Origin of the sequence: Peptoniphilus genitalis (assembly GCF_023614525.1) — a bacterium.
In the GTDB taxonomy this organism is placed as follows: domain Bacteria; phylum Bacillota; class Clostridia; order Tissierellales; family Peptoniphilaceae; genus Peptoniphilus_A; species Peptoniphilus_A genitalis.
Genome location: NZ_CP097885.1, coordinates 300,029 through 324,337 on the forward strand (window position 1 = coordinate 300,029; position 24,309 = coordinate 324,337).

Annotated in this window: 18 protein-coding genes and 1 tRNA gene; 3 read left to right on the forward strand and 16 right to left on the reverse strand. The window is 35.5% G+C overall.

Annotated elements, in window-relative coordinates; all coding sequences use genetic code 11:
* Positions 1 to 7: 7 nt before the first annotated feature.
* From M9426_RS01495 to M9426_RS01520, 6 genes are all read right to left on the reverse strand, one after another.
* The gene (locus tag M9426_RS01495) at positions 8 to 2,383 is read right to left on the reverse strand and encodes an endonuclease MutS2 (protein WP_250342226.1); all 2,376 of its coding nucleotides are present in this window, start codon (positions 2,381 to 2,383) and stop codon (positions 8 to 10) included.
* Complete coding sequence (locus M9426_RS01500; RefSeq protein WP_250342227.1) at positions 2,376 to 4,715, reverse strand: U32 family peptidase; 2,340 nt, start codon at positions 4,713 to 4,715, stop codon at positions 2,376 to 2,378. The genes M9426_RS01495 and M9426_RS01500 overlap by 8 nt, the downstream gene beginning before the upstream one ends.
* Positions 4,702 to 5,253: a cell division protein ZapA gene (locus M9426_RS01505; protein ID WP_005955716.1), complete on the reverse strand. Its 552-nt coding sequence runs from the start codon at positions 5,251 to 5,253 to the stop codon at positions 4,702 to 4,704. Before M9426_RS01505 ends, M9426_RS01500 begins: the two co-directional genes overlap by 14 nt.
* 10 nt (positions 5,254 to 5,263) lie before the next feature.
* Positions 5,264 to 7,639: a phenylalanine--tRNA ligase subunit beta gene (gene pheT / locus M9426_RS01510; protein ID WP_250342228.1), complete on the reverse strand. Its 2,376-nt coding sequence runs from the start codon at positions 7,637 to 7,639 to the stop codon at positions 5,264 to 5,266.
* 10 nt (positions 7,640 to 7,649) lie between these two features.
* A complete protein-coding gene (pheS, locus tag M9426_RS01515; protein WP_060799736.1) occupies positions 7,650 to 8,672 on the reverse strand; it encodes a phenylalanine--tRNA ligase subunit alpha in 1,023 nt (340 codons plus the stop codon).
* A 155-nt stretch (positions 8,673 to 8,827) separates the two neighbouring features.
* Positions 8,828 to 8,903: transfer RNA gene (locus tag M9426_RS01520), tRNA-Trp, on the reverse strand.
* Positions 8,904 to 9,042: 139 nt separating this feature from the next.
* Between M9426_RS01520 and M9426_RS01525 the strand changes: the two genes are divergently transcribed.
* The gene (locus M9426_RS01525; RefSeq protein WP_250342229.1) at positions 9,043 to 9,696 is read left to right on the forward strand and encodes a hypothetical protein; all 654 of its coding nucleotides are present in this window, start codon (positions 9,043 to 9,045) and stop codon (positions 9,694 to 9,696) included.
* Positions 9,697 to 9,983: 287 nt separating this feature from the next.
* On the opposite strand, the gene coaE is transcribed toward M9426_RS01525, so the two are convergent.
* The 9 genes from coaE to M9426_RS01570 form a co-directional block, all read right to left on the reverse strand.
* Positions 9,984 to 10,577: a dephospho-CoA kinase gene (coaE, locus tag M9426_RS01530; RefSeq protein ID WP_250342230.1), complete on the reverse strand. Its 594-nt coding sequence runs from the start codon at positions 10,575 to 10,577 to the stop codon at positions 9,984 to 9,986.
* Positions 10,564 to 13,221, reverse strand: coding sequence for a DNA polymerase I (gene polA, locus M9426_RS01535; protein ID WP_250342231.1), 2,658 nt, complete (start codon positions 13,219 to 13,221; stop codon positions 10,564 to 10,566). The genes coaE and polA overlap by 14 nt, the downstream gene beginning before the upstream one ends.
* Positions 13,222 to 13,336: 115 nt before the next feature.
* Positions 13,337 to 14,971, reverse strand: coding sequence for a DEAD/DEAH box helicase (locus tag M9426_RS01540; protein WP_250342232.1), 1,635 nt, complete (start codon positions 14,969 to 14,971; stop codon positions 13,337 to 13,339).
* A 428-nt stretch (positions 14,972 to 15,399) separates the two neighbouring features.
* A complete protein-coding gene (locus M9426_RS01545) occupies positions 15,400 to 15,840 on the reverse strand; it encodes an ATP synthase subunit B family protein (protein WP_005955697.1) in 441 nt (146 codons plus the stop codon).
* Entirely contained in the window at positions 15,837 to 16,322 is a 486-nt protein-coding gene (gene coaD, locus M9426_RS01550; protein WP_250342233.1) for a pantetheine-phosphate adenylyltransferase, read from the reverse strand. Before coaD ends, M9426_RS01545 begins: the two co-directional genes overlap by 4 nt.
* The gene (gene rsmD / locus M9426_RS01555; RefSeq protein WP_250342234.1) at positions 16,300 to 16,866 is read right to left on the reverse strand and encodes a 16S rRNA (guanine(966)-N(2))-methyltransferase RsmD; all 567 of its coding nucleotides are present in this window, start codon (positions 16,864 to 16,866) and stop codon (positions 16,300 to 16,302) included. Before rsmD ends, coaD begins: the two co-directional genes overlap by 23 nt.
* A 54-nt stretch (positions 16,867 to 16,920) precedes the next feature.
* Positions 16,921 to 18,951 carry an ATP-dependent DNA helicase RecG gene (gene recG / locus M9426_RS01560; protein ID WP_250342235.1) on the reverse strand — a complete coding sequence of 677 codons (2,031 nt, stop codon included), beginning with the start codon at positions 18,949 to 18,951 and terminating at the stop codon, positions 16,921 to 16,923.
* 71 nt (positions 18,952 to 19,022) lie between these two features.
* Entirely contained in the window at positions 19,023 to 20,687 is a 1,665-nt protein-coding gene (locus M9426_RS01565) for a fatty acid kinase ATP-binding subunit FakA (RefSeq protein ID WP_250342236.1), read from the reverse strand.
* A gap of 13 nt (positions 20,688 to 20,700) precedes the next feature.
* Positions 20,701 to 21,054 (reverse strand): Asp23/Gls24 family envelope stress response protein, encoded by a 354-nt coding sequence (locus tag M9426_RS01570; RefSeq protein WP_005955743.1) that lies wholly within the window; start codon positions 21,052 to 21,054, stop codon positions 20,701 to 20,703.
* Positions 21,055 to 21,235: 181 nt separating this feature from the next.
* Between M9426_RS01570 and rpmB the strand changes: the two genes are divergently transcribed.
* Positions 21,236 to 21,427, forward strand: a complete 192-nt coding sequence (gene rpmB, locus M9426_RS01575) for a 50S ribosomal protein L28 (protein WP_005955693.1) — start codon at positions 21,236 to 21,238, stop codon at positions 21,425 to 21,427.
* A gap of 110 nt (positions 21,428 to 21,537) precedes the next feature.
* Here rpmB and M9426_RS01580 read toward each other — a convergent pair whose 3' ends face one another.
* Positions 21,538 to 22,815, reverse strand: a complete 1,278-nt coding sequence (locus tag M9426_RS01580) for a bifunctional folylpolyglutamate synthase/dihydrofolate synthase (protein ID WP_250342237.1) — start codon at positions 22,813 to 22,815, stop codon at positions 21,538 to 21,540.
* A gap of 121 nt (positions 22,816 to 22,936) precedes the next feature.
* Here M9426_RS01580 and brnQ point away from each other — a divergent pair, with 121 nt between their 5' ends.
* Entirely contained in the window at positions 22,937 to 24,244 is a 1,308-nt protein-coding gene (gene brnQ, locus M9426_RS01585) for a branched-chain amino acid transport system II carrier protein (RefSeq protein ID WP_250342238.1), read from the forward strand.
* Positions 24,245 to 24,309: the final 65 nt, after the last annotated feature.

Sequence of the window (24,309 nt, forward strand, 5' to 3'; positions counted from 1 at the left end):
TGACTCCTTACTTTAGGGTAACTACAGTTACACCGTCGCCACCCTCATTATATTCTGCATCTTTATAGGACTTTATAAGCTTAACATTTCTAAAGTGTTCTCTCAATTTTTGTCTAAGGACACCTGTGCCCTTTCCATGAATTATTCTAACGGATTTTAAACCAGAAAGATAGGCATCATCTAAATATTTATCAACAATATCTTTGGCATCTTCAAAATTCTTGCCCCTTATGTCAATTTCACTCTTAACATTTGTGGCCTTGTTCTTAAGAATGCTTCTGGTGTTGTTCTTAGTTGTGTCCTCTTGGACGTCAATCCTTGTTAGAGAATCCTTTGGCATATTCATTTTCATTATGCCCGATTGGACTAGGACGTTGCCCTTCTTGTCTGGTAGCTCCAAGACAGTTGCAAGATTACCAAGGGATGTCCTCACCTTGTCGCCAACTTTTATTTCTCTTATCGGGTTGGCGGCCTTTGTGATTTCGAGTTCTGATTTGTCTCTGGCATTTTTTATGCTTTGACGCAAGAGGTCTTGGGCCTCTTGAATTTTTTTAGAATTTTCAGAACTTATCTTGTCCCTGGCTTCATTTATTTCAGATAAAATTATATCAACATTTTCTTTAGTATTTAATAAAAGTCTCTTGGCTTCTTCACGAGATTTTTCTAATATCTTTTCCTTTTGATCTTCTAACTTTTTAATTTTTGATTGTAGCCTCTTGTTTTCCTTTTCTAAATCAGCTTTTTCTCTTTCAAGCTCTTCTCTATACTCACGAATTTTTGTCCTGTCCTCGTCAATGGATTGAAGGACGTCCTCGAACTCAATGTTTTCTGAACTTAAAAGTTTTTTCGCCTCTCCAATTATCTCATCAGGAAGTCCCAACCTCCTAGAAATTTCAAAGGCGTTGGACTTGCCTGGGACTCCAATTAAAAGTCTATAAGTTGGAGATAGGCTGTCTACATCAAATTCCATGCTGGCATTGGCAACTCCATCAGTTGTCAGTGCATAAATTTTTAATTGATTGTAGTGAGATGTGGAGATGCATCTTATCTTTCTCTCTAGCATAAAGTCCATAATTGACCTTGCAAGAGCAGCACCCTCTGTCGGGTCTGTTCCTGCTCCAAGTTCGTCAAAAAGAACCAGGGAGTTTGGCGTAACATTTTTTAAGATGTAGACAATGTTTACCATGTGAGATGAAAAAGTTGAAAGAGACTGCTCAATGGATTGTTCATCACCAATGTCTGCAAAAACTTTTTCAAAAACCCCAATCTCCGACGCCTCATCAGCTGGTATTAAGAGACCAAATTGTGTCATGAGGGTTAAGAGTCCAACAGTCTTAATACTTACAGTCTTACCACCTGTGTTTGGTCCTGTTACAATAAGTGAGGTAAAGTCTATCCCCAAGTTTATGTCAATTGGGACTGCAATTTTTCTATCTAAGAAGGGGTGGTAGGCCTTGATTAAGTTTATCCTACCTTCACGATTAAGTTTTGGCATGTTGGCTCGATAGTTTAAACCTAACCTTGCCTTGGCAAAAATAAAATCAAGCTCAATTAATTTTTCTTGGTTTGATTTTATTTCTTCGCTAGTCTCCCCAACTAATTCTGAAAGTTCTTTAAGTATTTTTTCGATTTCTAAATTTTCTTTTATATATAATTCTTTTAAGTCGTTGTTGGCTTCCACAACTGCCATGGGTTCAATGTAGGCTGTTTGCCCCGAACCTGAGATGTCGTGGACAAGACCCTTAACCCTAGACTTGTTTTCGATTTTAACAGGAACAACGTACCTTCCATCACGTAGAGTAACTATGGCATCTTGCAAGAAATCAGCGTGAGAAGATAATATTCCATTTAGTTTGTTTTTTATGGAATCCTTCTTGGCTACTATGCCCCTTCTAATTCTTAAAAGTTCACGAGAAGCATCGTCAGCAATTTCTTCTTCAGAAATAATTTTTGAATTTATTTCATCTTCAAGTCTCTTGTCTGTGTAAAGATCTTCAATTAATTTGTCAATGTATTCTAACTTTACTTCTTCGTCACTGTTATAAGAATCCTTCTTTAGATAAGTCTTTAGCCCACGAGAGACTCTCAAAAAGTCAGAAACTTGTAAGAGTCCTCCAGCTGTTAAGGCTCCACCAATTTCTGTCCGCTTAATTATTGATCTAATATCAACAATGCCAAATAATTGGGGCTCCCCCTTGGCAATAATTAATTTTAGGGCCTCATGAGTTTCGTTAAGTCTATTTTTCACAACCTCATATTGGGTGGAAATCTCAACTTGGTCAATATATTCACTTGTGATACTTGCGCTGGCAAGTTTTTTCAGTTCAACTAAGACCTTGTCAAACTCCAAAGTCTTGGATGCTCTTTTCAAAGAATTATCCACTGACAATCCCCCTATTTATATGTCCCTTAGTAACTGCTTGGTACTTGTCTTCTAGTTTTTCTTTTAATTTGTAAAAGTCTTCTTCCTTGTAATCCTTGTATAAGTCTATGACTTGGTCAGTAAACTCATCTGCCAATAAGACAAGGCTGATTTTATTTTCTTTAAGCTTATTCACATAACCGTCTAATAAAATTGGATATGAGTTAAAGATTTCTGTAAAAGTGTTTTGCCTCAAGACTTCAAAGTCTACTGCCTTTTCATCTCTCAAAAGGTAGTTCTTAAACTTACAGCTTGGACAGTTTCTCTCGTCCTTACAATTTTTTTCAATGGAATAAGGGCAGTGCTTCATTGTCATAACTGGGACCCTGCCATAAGAAATCACATTGACTTCCATATCTTGTCCCTTAATTATACTTTGAATTTGTCCACTGTTCATCTCTGGAGAGAGAGTAGCCGATTTAAATCCAAGATTCTTGAATAAGTCTAATGAATTTTTATTGAAAATATTTAGTCCAAGGTCTGCGTTGAGTTCAAGTCCATCATCTTTAAAGATATAGTATTCTGAAAGATTATTTATCCAAAGTCCTCTTACGTTTTTGTTTTTTAAAATGTAAGCTCTAAGTCTTTCAAGCTCATCATAGGAATAAAACTTATCCAAATAAATTGAAATATTTTTATCTCCGTAAGACTTTTTAAATTTTTCTAAGTCCTTAGCCCTGATAATAATTTCATCAATTTTATTTAAGTCTGCTTTCTTAAGGTCTTCAAACTTGTTGAAGAAAACTTTTATAAGAGATTTTTCTGCTTTTATTTTGCTTTCGTGACCTTTTAAATTATTTTCAACTTGGACTCTTTCAATAGATCCAATTAATATTTTATCTTCTAAAATCTTTAGACCTTCTCTTCTAAGTTCATTAATTGCAGAAATTGGAAGAAAGGCATTGTCATCTAAGTTTAGATTTATATTTTCGACCTCAAAAATACTGTCTCCAGTTTTTGAAATATTTTCAAGAACTCTTTCTCTATCAAGACCAGCCTTCTTAGCTGGCTCAACTAACTTATCCAAAGTGTAAGATCCTTCAAGGTCACCTGACTTAAGATAAATTTCAGGCTTTTCTCCAATTTTAATCTTTAAGTCCACATCCACTTTTCTCTTGTAGTCATAGGAATCTATTTTCTCATCAATTTTTTCATAGAGTTTCTTTGAGTAGGTCCTGTTAATTTTTGAGTTTTCAAGAGGCCTTTTAAATAGTTCAACTTGATAAACTTTTCCAGCCTTGTAAGACTCTCTGGACTTCATTCCAAATCTTCCCTTGGAAGAATTAAATTCTAGTCCATCTCCCTCGTAGATATCTGTGTCAAAAATTATTTTTGCAAAGTTCTTTCCAACTTCTAAAACTCTACCAATTTCTATTCCCCTGTTGTCTGGTCTGTCATAGGAAGTGAAGTCTCTACCAAAGTCTCCGTTAAAAAGTCCCTTAGTAAAACCTCTGTTGAAAACTTGGACAGTATCTTCCCTGTCCTCCTCTTTTAATTTTCCTTCAAGAGATTTTTTATAAGATGAAACTACTGTATATACGTACTCAGGGTTCTTCATCCTTCCCTCGATTTTAAGAGAGTAGGCGCCGGCATTTATAATTTTCGCAACATCATCAAGAGTATTTAAGTCTTTGGGAGAAAGATAGTAAAGTCTATTGGCTAACTTTTTACCATCAAAGTCCACAATCTCATAAGATCTTCTACAAGCTTGGGCACATTCGCCACGATTGCCCGACTTGCCCCCAATCATTGATGACATTAGACACTGGCCAGAGTAGGACACGCAAAGAGCTCCATGAATAAAGGTCTCAACATCTATATCCAACTCTTTAATTTTTTCAATTTCAAAAATAGGAGTTTCACGAGCAAGTACAACTCTTGAAAAACCCATGTCCTTTAAAAATTTTGCTCCGTAGTAATTGTTTATTGCCATTTGGGTAGATGCGTGGAGTTCAAAATCTGGGAATTCCTCCCTAATTTTTGCTGCAATCCCAATGTCTTGTAATATTAGGGCGTCAACTCCAATATCGTAAAGCATCTTAACACTTTTCATTGCCCTCTTGACTTCAAAGTCTGCAATTAAAATGTTAAAGGTTACATAAATTTCCACCCCTCTTAGGTGAGCATACTCAATTGCCTCTTCAAGTTCTTCCTTGTTGAAGTTCTTGGCCTTGGCCCTAGCTGAAAATTCATCATAACCCAAATAAATGGCATTAGCACCTGCTGACACAGCAGCCTTAAGAGCTGCCATATCACCTGCAGGTGCTAACAATTCATATTTATTTCTCTTCATAAATATTTTCCAATTCTCTTGATAGATCAATTATCCTTCTCGATGCGGAGTTGTTTTTTTCTTCAAGATTAGAGATACTTCCTTCAAGCTTTTTGATTTCTTCTTTAGCTTCTGTTAGGGCCTGGTTCTTATCCATAAGGTCCCTATTTAGCTTCCTGTTTCTGTCCTCTAGGTCATTATTTTTCTCTTGAAGGTCCCTGTAAGACTTATTGGACTTCTTATTTTCTTCTTCAAAAATCAAAAGCTGCTTCTTTAAATCTTTAATTTCTTCCATCTTCTCCATGATTTCCTTTTTGTCATCGCTGGTGCTTGCCAGGTCGTCCTTATCAGACTTCATCTTTTCAAAGTCATCTAGGACATTAAGGGCACAAAGGACAAGAGTTTGTACTTGATTCAATTTGTAATTAGTTCTCGCAGTTTCCTTTATTTTTTCATCAAGGTCAGCTGCAAGATCCTTAATATACTTTTCGTTGTCATTACCCATGACATAAAACTTCATGCCATCGATATTAACTTCGATTCTCTTCGCATGGGACATAATAGCCTCCTTAGGATCTTAGTTTAGCTTTAATTTCACTTTCAATCTCAGCAACTACTTTTTCACAAATTTCTGTAACTTCACTTTCTTCAAGAGTCCTGTCTGCCGCCCTAAATACTAGGGAGAAGGCAACAGATTTCTTTCCATCTTCTATATTTTCACCTTCATAAATGTCGAATACCTTAAAGGATTCTAGAAGGTCCTTGCCATATTTTTTCGCAATTTTTTCAAGGTCAACTGAGTCAACATCCCTATCCATAATGAAGGCAAAGTCTCTTTTCATTGTTGGGTACTTAGGAAGATCCTTGTAAGTGTAGTTGTCAATTGTGTTTTCTACAATTTTATCAAAGTCCAGTTCTGCAACATAAGCCTTTTTCTTTAGTCCATAGTTTTCAAGAACCTTTGGATGTACTTCTCCAAATACTCCAAGACTTTCTCCATTTAATAGGAATTCTGCAGACCTACCTGGGTGCAAGAAGCTTGCTTCTTTTCTCTTAACTTCTAGCTTATTAATGCCCAAGAACCAAAGAATTTTTTCTATTGATTCCTTTAGGTAGTAGAAGTCGCCTAGGTCATAGAAGCCCATAGTTAATTTTAATTTTTCACTTGGAAGTTCATCTTCTGTTGGGAAGAAGGTATTTCCAATTTCAAATCCACCAACATTTTCGTTGCCTCTTGCATAGTTTTTAGCAAGGGCATCAATCATTGAAGGAACAAGAGTCGTCCTCATAACTGAGTAATCTTCTCCCAGTGGATTTAAGATTCTTATAATATTTTTTTCATCTTCTTGGTAATTTGCCTTTTCATAGGAAGATGGACTCACAAAGGAGTAAGTCATAAATTCAGAGTAGCCAAGACCAGTTAAAAGATTTTTTATCTTGTCTTCAACATTTCTAAATCTTGGTTTTCTACCAACTGTCAAAGTTCCCATAAGTTTTTTAGGTTCAATCTTATCGTAACCATAAACTCTTGCAACTTCTTCAATTAGATCTTCCTCTATATCAAGGTCAAGTCTTACACTTGGGATTTTTGCTACAAGATAGTCGTCCTTTATTTCTGTTTCAATTTCTAATCTATTTAAAATATTTGCAACTTCTTCAATTGTGAAGTCAACTCCAATAAGGTCAACTAACTTTTGGTGTCTAAGTTTAATTTCTTTTTCTTCCTTAGAGAAGTTTCCTACGTCCTTAGATCCATTAACAACTTCAGCAATTCCCAACTCTGATGCAAGTTGGCAGACCCTGTCTACGGCAGCCTTAGCAAGATTAGGATCAAGTCCCTTTTCAAATCTTGAAGAAGCCTCACTTCTTAGGTTAAGTCTCCTTGAAGTCTTCCTAATATTTTCCTTGTTGAAGTTGGCACCTTCTAATAAAACATTTACAGTTTTGTCAGTGATTTCGGAGTCAAGTCCACCCATAATTCCTGCAAGACCAATGATTTCTTGGCCATCAGTAATTAAAATATCGTCAGACTCTAATTTTCTTGTTTCTCCATCAAGAGTAACTGTTTCTTCTCCATCTTTTGCCATCCTAACCACAATTTTTTTTGAGTGAAGACTGTCTAGGTCAAAAGCATGAAGTGGTTGACCATATTCAAGCATTACAAAGTTTGTAAGATCAACAATATTTGAAATTGGTCTAACTCCAGCTTGCATTAGGTAGGCTTGTAGCCAAAGTGGAGAAGGTCCAATCTTTATATTTTTAAGTATCTTTGAATAATATCTTGTGCAGTTTTCTGTATCTATTTCAATATCGTCAAAATAATCAGAAAAATCATCAACTTGATTTTCAATTTTTATTTCCTTGTGCTTAGCCTTTAAGTCAAAGGATGCAGCAGTTTCAACAGCCATTCCCATGATACTTAGGCAGTCTGGTCTATTTGGTGTGATTTCAAGTTCAAGAATTTCATTGTCCATGAAAAGAGCTTCCATAGCAGATCCACCAATTTCAGTTCCTTCAGGGAAGATGAAAATTCCATCACGAGCTTCCTTAGGAATAACTGAAGTTTCATAACCAAGCTCTTCTAGGGAGCAAAGCATACCATTGGATTCAACTCCACGAAGCTTGCCCTTTTTAATTTTTGTGCCACCAGCCACAGTAGAACCGTGAAGGGCAACGGGAACAATAGCTCCCTCAAAAACATTTTTAGCACCAGTAACTATTTGAAGGACTTCGTCACCAACATTAACAGAACAAATAACAAGCTTGTCTGCATCTGGGTGGTTTTCAATTTTTTCTATCCTTCCAACTACAATTTTATCTAAGCCTTCAGATGGAATAATAATGGATTCAACGTGAGAACCAGAATTAGAAAGTCCATCTGCAAGTTTTTTTACATCAAAATCGAAATCAACATAATCTTTAAGCCATTTAATCGGTAATAACATTTATATCTCCTTAAAATTGTTCCAAGAACTTCTTGTTGTTTTCAAACATCATTCTAATATCTGTAATCTTGTACCTAACCATTGCAATCCTGTCAATACCCATACCAAAGGCAAAACCAGAATACTTTTCAGGATCAATGCCACAGTTCCTAAGAACATTTGGGTGAACCATGCCACATCCCAAAAGTTCCATAGACCAGCCAGTGTGATTACATGCACTACATCCCTTGCCGCCACAAGAAGTACAAGTAGTATCAACTTCAAGACTTGGCTCAGTAAATGGGAAGTAATGAGGTCTAAACCTAGTCTTTACTTCTTCACCAAAGAAGGCCTTAACAAAATAATTTAAAGTGTCAATTAAGTTGGCAACAGAAATCTTTTCATCAACAACAAGTCCCTCAAGTTGGTGGAACATTGGAGAGTGAGTTGCATCAACTTCGTCAGACCTAAAAACTCTACCAGAACATATCATGCGAATTGGAGCGCCATGTTCTTTCATTGCCCTAATTTGGACAGGAGATGTTTGCGACCTAAGAATTGTATTTTTATCAAAATAAAAAGTATCAGACATATCCCTAGATGGGTGGTCCTTAGGAGCATTAAGAAGATCAAAGTTGTTTTCAACAGTTTCAATCTCTGGACCGTCATAAACAGTAAAGCCCATGTGAGTAAATAAATCTTCAAGATCTTCAAGAGTCTTCTTTAGAGGATGTCTATGTCCTAAAACAATATCATCAGTCTTTAAAGTAACGTCGATCCTCTCGTCGTGAAGTTTCTTTTCCAAGATTTTTTCATTTAATTCAGCCTTCTTGTCCTCAAGAGCCTTCTCAATCTCTTCACGCACTTCGTTGACAAGAGCACCCATAACAGGTCTCTCTTCCTTAGAAAGATCCTTCATACCCTTTAGAATTTGAGTAATCTCACCCTTCTTACCTAAGTACTTAACTTTCAGTTCATCTATATCTTTAATTGTCTTAACTTCATTTAAAAGTTGCATGGATTCATCTTTGATTCCAATTAATTTTTCTTTCATGTTGACCTCCAATTCATAATATACAATTATATCATAGTTACAAAAAATTTTTAAACAAATTCAAACAACTTCCCATTTTATCAATATGTAGAGTGCTTATAATATAAATTTTAAAAATGGGCATAAAAAAACTGACTGCTTGCGCAATCAGTAATTGGCAGGGGTAGCAGGACTCGAACCCACGGCACTTGGTTTTGGAGACCAATGTTCTACCAACTGAACTATACCCCTAAGATGTTTTTTTTATGATAACAAAAATTTCATCATTTGTAAAGTTTTTTATTTTTTAATTATATTCATTTTATAATTTTAACTACTTTATGTGTTAATTTGTTATTGTTTAGTTATTATAAATGTAAAGGAGTTTTTTATGAAAAATTTTTATTCTAAAGTAAGTTTTATATTAGCTTTTGCAAGCTTAATTCCAATGTCTATGAATACAAATGTTTTTGCAGAAAAACTAAACCAATCATATTACGTAAATGATCAATTTGAAAATTCAGAAATCCGCAATTCTAGTTTTCAAAATAATATTTCTTCTGAAAAAGTTGAAATTATAGAAAATAATAATTTTAAAAAAATTTCTATAAAAAATTTGGATACAGATACAGAAAACTTTATAATTGTTAACTACAAAGATGATACTATATACTCAAGTTTTACTGGTAAAACTGAATCTTATTCAAACTTTGTTGATAAAGCTTCTGGAATTTCAACTTATTCTGAAAGTTCTTATAGCTCTTTTAGAATGTCTTATAGTGAGATAAGAAGCTATATAGGCGATAGAGCATCTGCAGGAGGAATCGTTGGATTAGCTGTAGCTTTAGTGCCTGGTGCTGAACCCGTTGGTGGTTTAATTGGTACTGTTAGTACACTTATAAGTGGTGCTAATTTATTTGTACCAAATGATTCTAGTCATGGGCTAATCTTTACGGTTAAAACTGTTAAGTACTACAGAAGGAGAGCTGGTATGAGAACAGTGTATAGGACTGATAAATATATTACAAATATCGAAAAATATTAACATGAAAAAATTTGACAAATTATATAAATTTTTATATCTAATAAGTTTAATAATTATCTTTTTAAATAATCATAATTATCTTATTTTTAATAGAACAACAAAGATAATAATAAATGTAATTTCCATTATTTTCATAATACTTATTACATTATCTCTTGATACAGATGATTCTAAAATATTTAAAAAAATATCTACTTTTGTGCTAATAATTTTAATAATTTTAATAATTTTTTTTGGGAAATAGTTAAATAGCTGTATTAGCTCACTTCTGCTAATACAGCTATTTTTTATAATTTTTTTAAATTTTCTTCTACTTGTCTAAATGTCTCTTCCAAGCTTCCCGAGTTATCTATTATGACGTCTGCCATAACTTTCTTGTCCTCAACAGACATTTGCGAATTTATTTTTTCTAAGGCGTAGCCCCTGCTTATCTTGTCTCTCTTTATAAGTCTTGCAATTTGCTTTTCCCTACTTACATAAACGAGCCAAACTTCATCAAATTCTAATCCATATTTTTCATTTAGGTGCTGGGCTTCAAAGAGAAGTGGTATATCTACAAAGACCCTGCCCTTGGAATTTTTTATTTCTTCCAAGATTATCCTATAGATCTCTGGGTGCTCAATTTCATTTAAGACCTTCCTCTTGTCTTCATCCCTAAAGACAATTTCTCCAAGCGTCTCCCTGTCCAGCTTGTCGTCTTTATAAATGTCATCTCCAAAAGCTTTTTTTATTTTTTCCTTAACATCTTCAAGGTCCACAACCTCTCTTGCAATTAAGTCGGCATCAATTACTTTTTCTCCTCTTCGTCTTAAATAATTTGACACCTGAGACTTGCCTGTTGAAATTGATCCAGTTAATCCAATAATTTTATTTTGACTCATAGAGATTTGCCCCAGTGTTCATGTCCACGGATAATTTTACGTTTAAGTCCACAGAGTTTTCCATTAGGTCCTTCATAAGTTCCTTCACTTCTTCTATCTCATCTTCTGCTGTGTCCACAACAAGTTCGTCATGGATTTGAATAATTAATTTTGATTTTAAATTCCTCTTTTTAAGTTCATTGTAAACTTTCACCATGGCAATTTTTATGATATCGGCAGCTGACCCTTGGATAGGTGTGTTAAGAGCAATCCTCTCCCCAAAGCTTCTTATGTTGAAGTTCTTGGCATTTAGTTCTGGGATGTATCTCCTTCTCTTGAAGATGGTTTCCACATAGCCCTTGTCCTTGCCATTTTTAATTTCTTCTGCCATATAATTTTTTATTCCAACGAAGTGACCAAGGTAGTTGTCAATATATTCCTTGGCAGCCTTCCTTGGTATATTTAAATTTTGTGAAAGTCCGTAATCAGAAATCCCATATACAATTCCAAAGTTTACTGCCTTGGCTTCATATCTTTGACGGTCGTCAACATCATCATAATCTACATGAAAGACTTCTGATGCAGTCTTCCTATGGATATCAAGTCCATGCTTAAAGGCATCAAGCATCTCCTTGTCATCTGAGAGGGCAGCTAAGACTCTTAATTCAATTTGTGAGTAGTCGGCATCAACTAGGACTCCACCTTCTGATGCCAAGAAGGCCTTTCTTATAAGTCGTCCTTCTTCGGTTTTTATTGGAATATTTTGTAGGTTTGGATCCGTTGAAGAAATCCTTCCAGTTGCAGTAACTGTTTGCATAAACCTTGAGTGAATCCTCTTAGTTTTCTTGTTTATGACAGCCTTTAAGCCGTCAATATAAGTTGACTTCAACTTGGAGAACTTCCTGTAATCCAAAATCTTGTCGATTATCTCGCCCTTGCCACGTAACTTTTCCAATACGTCGGCAGAAGTTGAGTAACCAGTCTTTGTTTTTTTGATAACTGGGAAGTCCATCTTGTCAAATAAGATTACTCCCAATTGCTTTGGCGAATTTATGTTGAATTCTTCTCCAGCTTCTTCATAAATTTCCTCTTCCAAAGTCTTTAATTTTTCAATAATTTGCTTGTCAATTTCATCTAGGACGGCCTCGTCGGTGTTGATTCCCACATATTCCATTGATGCAAGGACTTCAACAAGAGGTAGCTCCATATCTTGGTAGAGAGAAGTCATCTCTTCTTCATCAATTTTTTCCTTTTGAAGGTCTTCCAACCTGTAAATTGTATTTAGAACAAAGGCAAAATACTTAAAGAGGTCATCCTTGTCTAAGTCAGTGTAAGTTTTCTTCTTTGCACCCTTGCCAAGTAGGTCTTCAAGGTCCAGGTAACCATTTTTAAAGTAAGCCATGGAAATTTTATTAATGTCATAGTCTGATTGAGTAGAATTTAATAAATATTCTGCAATTTCAACGTCGTGGGAATAATTTTTGATGTCAATCCCAAGGTCCATTAGGATGATTATGTCTTCTTTCAGTGAATAGCCAAGTTTTTCGACTTTTTCATCTTCCATAATCTTCTTCAAGAAATCAAAGTCTATGTCCTCATAAGAAATAAACTTAACTTCAGAATCCTTGACCTTAACTGCAAGATAGATAGGCTTAACATCTTCATAAATCTTTCCATCTGTAATAAATTTAAAGGCAAGGGACTTCTTGTCCTTTAAATCTTTTTCAATTTCCTTTAGGTCTTTTATTTCAACAAATTCAAAGTTGTCTTGGGAGATTTCCTCCACTTCTTCCTTGCGATATTTTTCTGGAAGCCTGTCTAACATGGAGTTAAACTCAAACTCACGATAAAGTTCTGATAACTTTTCATAGTCATAATCTACTTTTTTGAAGTCATCAAGACTTTCTTCAAGAGGAACATCCTTTACAATTGTTCCCAGCTTCTTACTCATGAAGGCAGACATCTTCCCGTCAATTAATTTTTCCTTTAACTTCTTGCCAGAAACATCATCAATATTGTCATAAAGATTTTCAATAGTGTGGAACTCATGAATTAATTTGAGGCCAGTCTTTTCTCCAATCCCATAAATCCCTGGAATGTTGTCAGAAGAGTCACCCATAAGAGCCTTTAGCTCAATGAATTCAAGAGGCTCAATTCCATAATCTTCTTTTATCTTTTCCACTGTCATGATGTCCATGTCAGTGATACCCTTGCGAGTGAAGAGGACTTTAGTCTTTTCATTTACAAGTTGAAAATAGTCCTTGTCCCCTGTCAAAAGATAGTTTTCAAAACCTTCTTCAGTACCAAGCTTTGAAAGAGTGCCAGCAATGTCGTCAGCTTCATAAACTGGTGACTCAAGAATCTTCACATTCATGTGGTCTAAGATTTCACGCACAAGTGGCCATTGTTGTTCCAACTCGTTGGGAGTCTTTTGTCTAGTTCCCTTGTAGTCCTTGTAAATCTCTGACCTAAAAGTCTTCCCCTTCATGTCAAAGCAAACTGCAAGGTGAGTTGGCTTTACCTTCTCAATGGCATTTTCCACCATCATGACAAAGCCATAAATTGCATTTGTATAAAGTCCCCTCTTAGTCTTAAGAAGTGGTAGGGCATAAAAGGCCCTGAAGAAAAGGGAACTTCCATCTATAATTAAAAATTTGTTATCCATAAAAACCTCCTAGGTCTATTATAACAAAGATTGAAATAAATAAAATTTGCAAATAAAAATCCCCAAGTGAGTAACATCACCTGGGGAAATTTAAAAAATTATTAACTTTTAAAAATTATTTTTCAGAATACTCTGCCTTAATAGACTTACCCTTAAGACTTTTGCCGTCAATATCTCTTATGGCATCCTTAATCATCTTCTTTGGAATCTCTACAAAGCTAAAGTTAGGCATAATGTTGATCCTTCCAATGTCGCTAGGAGCAAGGTCAGTGTGCTTTCCAAGTAGCCTTATAATATCACGAGAATCAAGACCGTCTCTCTTGCCCTTGTTGATAAAAATCTTTGGTCCCTTAATTTTTTTCATGCCCTTGTCCTTGGACTTCCTCTTAGAAGAGTCAGACCCCTTAGACATTTCAAAGCTCTTACCATAGTCCACCCTATCAAGGTCCTTGATCTTTGTCTTGTTAGTTGACTCCTTCACCATCTTTAGAAGTGATGCAGAAATGTCGTAGAGGCTGTGGCCTTCCGCCAAGAGCTTGTTTAAAACTTCTGTGTAGTTCTCTTGGTCCTCAGCCCTTATTATATTCTTGTTAACCTTGTCAAAGAGATTATCAAGACTTTCTTTTTCAACATCAGACTTAGTAGGCAGCTTCATCTTTTCCATCTTTATGTTTGCATACTTTTCGATTTCCTTAAACTTTGGGAAGTCTCTGCTTGTTACAAAGGTAAAAGATGCACCCTTCTTGCCGGCCCTGGCAGTACGTCCAATTCTGTGAACATAGTACTCAGCTTGTTGTGGCAGGTCGTAGTTAAAGACGAGGTCAATGTCAGAAACGTCAAGGCCACGAGCTGCAACATCAGTGGCAATTAAAACATCAATAGTTCCATTCCTAAACTTTTTCATAACATTATCCCTTGATGACTGACGCATGTCTCCATGAAGGGAGTCAACCTTGTAACCCCTTTGAGCAATTTCAAGCTCGAGAGCCTCCACCATCCTCTTAGTGTTGCAAAAGATTATAGACTTCTTTGGCTTGTGGATTAGGATGAGCCTGTTAAGAATTTCTGTCTTCATATTTCTGTTGAGTTCAAGATAAAATTGCTCAATCTTCTCAGCAGTGAGCTCCTTCTTCTCAATAATAACCTTAGCAGGATCCACTTGATAAAGCTTAGAAAATTCTTTTATGTCATTGTCAAAAGTTGCTGAGAAAAATAAAGTTTGCCTGTCAGGGTTGGTCTTCTCGATAATCGTCTTCATGTCATCCCTAAAGCCCATGTCAAACATCTCGTCAGCCTCGTCAAGAGTCAAGAACTTTAAGTCATCAAGCACAATAGTCTTCCTCTTCATGTGGTCCATGACCCTGCCAGGAGTTCCAACTACAATGTCTGCGCCCTTCTTTAAGTCACGCAGTTGCTTGCCCATATCAGCACCACCATAAATTGGCACAATGCTAATGAACTTTTTATACTTGGCTAACTTTTTCAACTCATCAGAAACCTGCCTTGCAAGCTCCCTTGTTGGAACAAGGACAAGCCCTTGCAAGTTATGGCTCTTATCTTCTATCCCTTCGATCATTGGTATCCCAAAAGAAGCAGTCTTGCCAGTACCAGTTTGAGCTTGGGCAAGGACGTCACGGCCTTCCAAAATAAGAGGTATAGTTGCCTCTTGTACTTCAGATGGACTTTCAAAACCCATGTCATTAATTGCCTGCAAAACTTCCTTAGATAAATTTAAATCACTAAATCTCAATATATTCTCTTAATCTATTTTTAAAAATAAAAAAGACCGAGATTCCCTCGGTCCTTCAAGTTCTTTCCTTGAATATTATAACACAAAAAAATTTAAAAATCTTGTAGCTTTGAGATTTACTTACAAAAATTATGACTTTATAAAAAACTACAAATCCATAAAGATTTATAAAGTTGTAAATAATTATAAAGCTGTAAAAAATTATAAACTTGTAGTAATCTGTAAAGTCATAAAGGTTTGCAAACTTGTTAAAATTTATTAAGTCACAAAAACTTATCAGGTTTCAAATAATTATCAGCTTCTATTCTTAAATATTAATTTTAAAATTTCATTTCAAATTAATTGTCCAATACTAAAATAAAATTTTATTTAAATTTTTACCTTTAACAAAAAAGACCCGAGCTTTTAACTCAGGTCTATCTCTTTATTTATCCTCTTAACTCTTGTCTATTTTCGTTAAGCATTTTTATAATTTCTGAAAGGTTTACTTGTGTGTTTTCAAGTAGTTCGTCTGCGTAGTCTCTTGCGCCTTCTCTTATTTGAGTTGACTCTTCTTTTGCAGACTTTAATATTTCAGCTGCTCTTTCATTTGCTTGCCTTACAAGTTCGTTTTCGTCAATAATCTTTTCTGAATGTGCTCTTGCTGCAGAGATAATCTTGTCTGCTTCATCGTGAGCTCCATTGATGATGTCTTCCTTGTCTTGAGCAATTCTTTGTGCTTCTGAAACTTCTCCAGGGATTTGAGTTCTTAGTTCGCTAACAATTTCTAAAAACTCTTCCCTGTCTACCATTACCTTACTTGTTAGTGGAATTTGTGATGATGTTTCCACAAGGTCTTCTAATTCTTCAACTAAATCAATTAAATTCATATCTTCCTCCTAAGTAATTTTTTCTTCATAGCTTCTCCTACAATAGGAGGCACGAATAAATCTGTATCTCCGTCAAAGTTGGCTACTTCTTTTGCAAGTGATGAACTTACAAATAAATTTTCATTGGATGACAATAAAAAGACTGTTTCTATGCTGTCTTTGTAATTTTTATTTGCCATAGCAAGGGTGTATTCACTGAAGTAATCTGTTGCTGATCTAAGGCCCCTAACTACTACTTTGCAGTTTTTCTTTTTTGCATACTCTACTAAAAGTCCGTCAAAGGAATCTACTTCAATCCCCTCCATGCCATCTAAGACTTCATGAAGGAGGGCTTTTCTCTCTTCTACTGTGAAGAGACCCTTTTTTGAAGTGTTTTCTAGGACTGCAACTATGACTTCTCCAAAAATTTCTCTTGCTCTTTTTATTATGTCTAGGTGGCCATTGGTCACTGGATCAAAGCTACCTGCATATATTACTTTCATTTTCATCCCATCCGCATATGGAAATTGATGTGTTTCCATATTTTTTGTTTTTTATTTCTACAAAGCCTTCGCCTATTAAGAGTGGCTTGTCTGTGTTGTACTCCACAATTAATTTTCCATTTGGCTTTAGTATTCTATGTTCTCTTATTAGTTTAAAGGCTTTTTTGTATAAGTCTCGTCTTTCGAAGGGTGGGTCCATGTAGATATAGTCGAATTCTGTGTCAAGGTTTTTCATAGCTTGGTTCAAGTGGTTCTCTATGACTATTGCCTGGCCTGTGAGTTTGGCCTTGTCTAGGTTCTTCTTCACACAGTCTATGGCTTCTTTTGACTTGTCAACGAAGTAAGCTTGTTCAGCTCCCCTTGATAGAAATTCTATTCCATTTGCTCCGGAACCACAAAACAAATCTAAGACTGTGACGTCAAAGAAGTTTTGTCCCAAGATGTTAAAAACCGATTCCTTGACCCTATCTTCTGTGGGCCTTGTATCTAGTCCCTTGGGAGCTATTAATTTGAGTCCCCTTCTATTTCCTGAAATTATTCTCATAAAGCCTCCAAATTAGTTTTATTTTACCATAAGAAAGGATAATTTTAAAGATATTTAGTTCAAATCTGAGTAAAATTCAGTGATTTCTTTGTTTAGGTAGGAATATTTTTCTCCTTCTAAGTTTGGATCCTCTCCTAGGATTTTTTTCACATCCTCTGCTGCGTATTTTAAAATTGTCTCATCCCTAAAGGGGTCAGCTAGTCTTAGGTTTGGCATGCCCGATTGTCTTGTCCCAAGTATGTCACCAAATCCTCTAAGCTCTAGGTCCTTGTTTGCAATATAAAATCCATCGTTGGAGTCTGTCATTATCTTCATCCTCTCCCAAGAAATTTCACTTTTAGAAAGATTGTAGAGGATGCAGTAGGATTGTTGGTCTCCTCTTCCAACTCTTCCTCGTAGTTGGTGGAGGGTTGAGAGGCCAAACCTCTCCGCATTGTAAATCATTATTACGCTGGCATTGGGTACGTTGACTCCAACTTCCACTACTGTAGTTGATACTAAAAGGTTGATTTTATTTTCTGCGAAGTCATTCATGACCTGATTTTTTTCTTCTGCCTTCATCTTTCCGTGAAGGAGTCCTAGATTAAAATCACTGAAGTATTGGCTAAGTTCTTCGTAGACTTTTTCCACTGCTTGTAAGTTTTCGTAGTCTTGGTTTTCTTCTATTAAAGAACAGATTACATAGGCCTGTCTTCCCTCTGTCAATTCTTTTTTAATAAAAGCTAGGGATTTTTCCAACATATTTTCATTTATTGCTATTGTTTTAATTGGCTTTCGTCCCTTTGGCATGGACTTTATTATGGAGACGTCAAGGTCTGCATATAGGACAAGACTAAGACTTCTTGGGATAGGTGTTGCCGACATAACAAGAGTTGCTGCGTCCTTGTTTTTATTTTGGAGCATATTTCTTTGGACAACTCCAAAACGATGTTGCTCGTCAATTACATTTACTCCAAGCTTTTTGAAGACTACATTTTCTTCTATGAGGGCGTGGGTTCCTATAAGAATGTCGATGGACCCCATCTCGAGATTATCTAAGATGTTCCTCTTTGCCTTCTTGGAAGTTGAACCAATTAAGAGTCCAACTTTTATGCCAAGCGGCTCTAGTAATTCTACAAAGGATTCAAAGTGTTGCTTTGCCAAGATTTCTGTTGGCGCCATGATTGATGACTGGTAACCATTTAGGTGGGCAAGATACATTATTATAATGGCTATAATTGTCTTACCACTACCAACGTCACCTTGGATAAGTCTGTTAATGGCCTTGCCCTCTTTCATGTCGCTGAAGATTTCTTTTATGACTGTATCTTGACCTTCCGTCAACTTAAAGGGTAATTTATTTATAAAGTCAAAAACCTGATCTTTGATTTCAAACTTTATGGCATCTCGTCTTTCGTTTTGGACCTTGTTCTTTAAGATGGAAAGTTCAAACAAAAATAGTTCTTCAAAGATAAGCCTCTCCCTGGCTTGGATGTAATTTTTTCTAGACTTGGGATAGTGGATTGCCCTTATGGCATCATTCTTGTCGAGAAAAGAATATTTTTCTAGAATTTCTTTCGGCAGATTTTCCCTAAAAAGATTTTCACCTATCACTTGTTCAACAACTTTTTCAAAGACAAAATTGTTTAGACCTTCAGTTAAATTATAAATAGGAGAAATCTTGCCAAGTTTCTTTAAGTTATCGACTTCTTCGATCTCAGGACTCGACATGGTAACCCTTCCCCTAAAGTAGTCTGCCTTGCCATAGACTAGGTAGCATCTTCCCGGTAAAATTTTATTGTGAAGATAGAAGGCATTAAAGAAGGATAGTTCAACTTCTCCTGATTCATCTTCTGCCAAGAAGCTTGTGAGGGTAAGTCCCTTTCTAATTCTTCTGTTTTGAAGTTTTGAAAGTATTCTTATCCTAAAGGTGTTTTTTTCTCCAATCCTAGCTTCTGAAACCCTAGTGACCTTTGAAGAGTCTTCATATCTTCTGGGATAAAAGTGGAGGAGGTCTTCAATTGTATAAATTCCAAGCTTGTGAAAGAGCTCTGCCCTCTTGGGTCCAATTCCCTTTAAGTTTTTTATAGGGTCCGATAAGTTCATAATTGTCTCCTATTTTATTTCCTATAAGAAAAGCCCAAAGCAAAACTTCGGGCTAATTAATAATCTAAAATTTATTCAAGAGATATGATGTAGTAATAAATTGGTTGGTCACCTTTTATTACATCTATATCAATATCTGGATATTTTTCTTCTATTGCTTCGCGAACTACTTCTGCATCTTCTTCATTTACATCTTCTCCATAGAAAAGTGTAACAAGAGAAATGTCTACGTCCATTAGCTTGTCCACAGTGTCTGTAACAACATCATATACAGTCTTACCGCTGGAAATTATATCCTTAGCTGCGATACCTATAATGTCGTCCTTGTGAATTTCTTTTCCATTGATTGTAGTGTCTCTAACTGCATAGGTTATTGATGCGTCGATTACACTAGCCACTGCTTCCATCATATTTTCTTTGTTTTCTTCTTTTGAAGCATCTTCATTGAAGGCAAGCATAGCTGCAATACCTTGAGGAACAGATTTTGATGGAATTACAATGATTTCTCTGTCAGAAATATCCCTAGCTTGTTCTGCTGATAAAATTATGTTGCTGTTATTTGGAATTAGGTAGATTACCTTGCCACCAACCTTGTCAACTCCCTTTAAGAAGTCTTCTGTTGATGGGTTCATTGTTTGTCCACCTGCAACAACATAGTCAACGCCAAGAGATTTGAAAGTTTCTGTCATTCCATCTCCCATGGAAACAGTGATGAAAGAATAATCTTTTTCTTCGATTAACTCTTCCTCTTCTTCTCTCTTTTTAGCTTCAGCAACTTCTGCATCATCAAAGAGAACTTCCCTGTGTTGGTATCTCATATTGTCGATTTTGATATCTTGAAGTAGTCCAAGCTCGCAAGCATGTTGCAATACAATTCCTGGGTCATTTGTGTGAACGTGAACCTTAATAAGGTGAGTCCCGCCACCACCAACTACTAGAAGGCAATCTCCTAGCGGAGAAATTTTTTCTCTTAGGGCATCAATATCTTCGTAGTCAGTATTTATAATAAATTCTGTACAGTAACCATATTTTAAAGAAGTGTCTGCTTCAGTGAATTGGACTTCTTTTTGGGCCTTTTTCTTTAGGGTTTCATCTTCACTTTGGTCAGCAATGTCTTCGCCCTTTAGGACCTTAAGAGCCCCTTCAAGTAGGACAACAAGACCCTTACCACCAGCATCAACAACACCAGCTTCCTTTAAAACTTCAAGTTGGTTTGGTGTGTTATCTAGGGATTTATTTGCTTCTACAATTACATCTTCTAAAAATGTAATTATATCTTCAGACTTTTTATAATGTCTAATGGCAAAGTCAGCAGTTTCTCTTCCAACTGTTAGAATTGTTCCTTCAATTGGTTTCATAACAGCCTTGTAAGTTGTTTCACTTGCCTTCTTGAAGGCATGAGCAAGGTCTGAAGTAGTCGCTTCATCTATTCCTTCTAAGCCTTCTGAGAAACCTCTAAGAAGTTGTGAAAGAATAACACCACTGTTACCCCTAGCTCCCATAAGAGCACCACGAGCTGCAGCAGCTGAAACATCTCCAGCAGTAAAATCTCCCTCTAAGCTTTCAATTTGTTTTAAGGCAGATTTTGATGTAAGGCTCATGTTAGTTCCTGTATCTCCATCGGGAACAGGAAACACGTTAAGGGCGTTGACCTCTTCCTTTCTGGATATTAGATAATTTACGGCTCCCTTAAAAATTTCTTTTAATAGGGGACCATTAATTTTATTTATTTCCAAAATCTTACCTCCACTACTTAAGTCTAATACCTTCTACTAGGACTTCAATGTTGTCAACTTCAAGTCCTGTTAAATTTTCTATATTAAACTTAACTCTCTCTATAATATTTTCACCAACAGTAGAAATTTTAACTCCATATTCTAGTACAACGTGAAGTTCTATAGAAATTTCATTTTCGTCAGTCTTTACTACAATTCCCTTTGAAAGATTTTCGAATCTCAATAATTCAAAAATTCCATCTGCGGCATTTTTTGATGCCATTCCAACAATTCCGTAGGATTCCATAGCTGAGATTCCTGCTATGTTTGCAAGTACGCTATCTTCTATTACAATATTTCCAAGTTCTCTATTTATAATTGCCGGCATGAGGGCACCTCCTTATCTAGTACATTATATCAGAACTTGTCCCATATTAACAGATTTTCAAAATATCCTTTGTAAAAAATTAGAATTTAGTGTAAAATAATAACATATTGAAAAAAATATTTGCACTTAGCAGGCTTTTTTGATAAAATATTGTCTGCTTAATAACTAAAGGAGGTGCGTTATGGCTAAAAGATGTGAAATTTGTGGAAAAGAAAAATCATTTGGAAATAAAATCTCTTTCTCTCACTCTCGTTCTAACAGAAGCTGGTCTCCTAACATTAGAAGAGTTAAGGCTGTAGTTAATGGATCAAGAAAAAGAATTAACGTATGTACTAGATGCCTAAGATCTGGTAAAGTCGAAAGAGCTATATAAATAAGGGTCTTGGTTAAGATCCTTTTTTTATTTAGGATTTACATATTCTTCCTTTTGGAGAACTCATAAGAAATCCCCTTGAGCAGTCAAGGGGATTTTTTATTGCTATTTTAATTTAATTTTTCTAAAATTATTTTTCTTATGTCTTTGATAAGGTAGAGAGACCCACACCAGAGAATCATATCGCCTTCACCTGCAAGTTCAAGAGTTTTTTCTACTGCTTCCTTTCTGTCCTTGATGGCAAAAATTTCTTTGTCTGAAATTTCTTTAAATTCTTTTTCTAGTGAAGCTAAGTCTGTGAACCTATCGCTATCAATTTCTGTTAAGACAATTTTATCTGCAAGCCTTTCAATTTTTTCTAAGATGTGTTTGTGGTCCTTATCCTTTAAGAGAGAGAAACCTAAAATCAATTTATTGTAAGTGAACTTCTTTACACTTTTTTCTATTCCTTCAATGGAGTCTAGGTTATGGGACCCGTCAACTACAATAAGAGGATCTCTTGAAAGACATTCTGTCCTTCCAATGTTCTCTGCCCTCTTAAGTCCCTCTTTTATTTTGTCTGGATCTAACTTATAATCCTTTCTTAAATATTCCAAAACCATAAGAGCAAGAGCTGCATTATAGGTTTGGTGGTCTCCTATAAGAGAAATTTCTACATCCTTATAAGATTTAAAGTTAAATTTGTTTCCATATTCGTTAGAAGAAATTATTTCAACTTCTTCAAATTCGAAGTCACTAAAGCTAGAAGACTTTTCCTTTGAGATTTTCTTTAACTCTTCCTTTGCTTCTTCAGCTTGGGGATAAGAGAATACATGAGAATTTTCTTTTATTATTCCACCCTTTTCATGTGCAATCTTCTCCAAAGTGTCTCCCAAGATATTTGCATGATCAAGGGCTATGTGACAAAAGACTGGGATAGATTTTTCCATTACATTCGTTGCATCAACTCGTCCTCCCATACCAACTTCCATCACTGCAAAGTCCAAATTTTTTCTTGCAAAGTAAATATAAGCTATGGAAGTTAAAATTTCAAAGCCACTTACAAAAATTTCTTTCTTATCAAGTTCTTCAACTTCTTTTCTAACTTCGCTGGCAAGCTTTGCAAAGTCCTCTTCACTTATGACTTCCCTATTAACTTCTATCTCTTCACGTATGTTTGTTATATAGGGCGATGTGAACTTGCCCACTGAATAATTATTTTCTATAAGGGCGTTATTGATAAAACTTGCTACTGATCCCTTGCCATTAGTTCCTGTTATGTGAATTATTTTTAATTTATCTTGAGGCTTATTAAAAATTTCTAAAAGAGCCTTTATGTTATCTAGGGTAAATTCTCCAAGAGGTATGTTTCTATTTTCAAGCCAAGCTACAGCTTCTTTGTAATCCATGTCAACCTTCCTTTCAATAATACTGATAATATCAAAATATTTGTATCTAATCAATAATTTGTGTATCAAAATCCTTCCCGATGTGGTAGAATAGAAAAAATATTATTATGGAGGTAAAAAGATGAACAATGAAATCAAGACGAAAGATTTATTTATTATCGGCTTCGCATTATTCGCAATGTTCTTCGGAGCTGGAAACTTAATCTTTCCGCCTTATCTAGGTTTATTGTCGGGCCACCAATGGTGGATAGGATTTTTAGGTTTTACGATTACAGATGCAGGCCTAGGCCTACTGGCAATTATAGCCCTATCTAAGTATGAAGGTAACCTCAATGTCCTCGCTTCAAGAATTAACAAGACCTTTGCAATTATAATTTCTACTGCAATTATTTTATGTATTGGACCTTTCTTGGCAACTCCAAGAACTGCCGCTACTACTTATGAAATTGCAATCTTGCCAATCTTTGGTGAGGCCTTTAACAGGTACTTATTCTCTGTTATCTTCTTCGTTATTGCTTGTCTACTAAGTATTAGACCTAGCAAGGTTGTTGACATTGTGGGAAAGTTCCTTACTCCTTCACTTTTACTTTGTATGGCAGTCCTAATTGTTAAGGGAATAATTACTCCAATGGGAGAAGTCGCAGACACTACAATGATCGACAATGTTCTTAAGAAGGGTATTACTGATGGCTACCAAACAATGGATGCCATTGCAAGTTGTATGTTTGCCCTTGTTGTTATTGGCGCTGTTAAATCAAGAAATTATTCTTCACAAAAAATTGAAATCAAGGCAACTATTTTATCAAGTGTTATTGCCGTAATCTTATTGGCACTTATCTACGGAGGCCTATTATATCTTGGAGCTCAAACTTCAAGCCTTGGCATCTACAATGCCGATACTGATTCAACTCTACTTCTTGTTGATATTACTAACAGAGTCCTTGGCGGCATCGGTGTTTATATACTTGGTATTATTACTGCACTTGCCTGTCTTACAACTGCTATTGGACTTATTTCTGCAACAGGTAACTTCTTTAACGACTTAACTTTCAACAAAATTTCTTATGAAAGAGTTGTCGTTATTTGTTCCATTGTTTCATGTTTGATATCAATGCTTGGTGTTACACAAATCATTAAAATTTCTGCACCAATCCTTGAAGTTATTTATCCATGTGCAATGACAATAGTTTTCCTAGGACTATTTAACGAAAAAATTAAAGACGACTTAGTGTTTAAGGTGCCTTCTCTTGTTTCACTATTATTTGGTTTCTTATTTGTCCTTCAAGGCAAGGGACTTCTTGGTGGGCTTGGAGAAATGTTAACAAAGCTACCACTTACTGAGTTTGGTCTTGGTTGGGTATGCCCAATGCTTATTGGACTTGTAGTCTCTCTTGCAATTGCATCTACAAGACATCCAAAAGAAGCTTAAAAAAATTTAAAATTAGCAAAAAGAAAAACTCTTATTACTTATTAAGTAACAAGAGTTTTTTATTA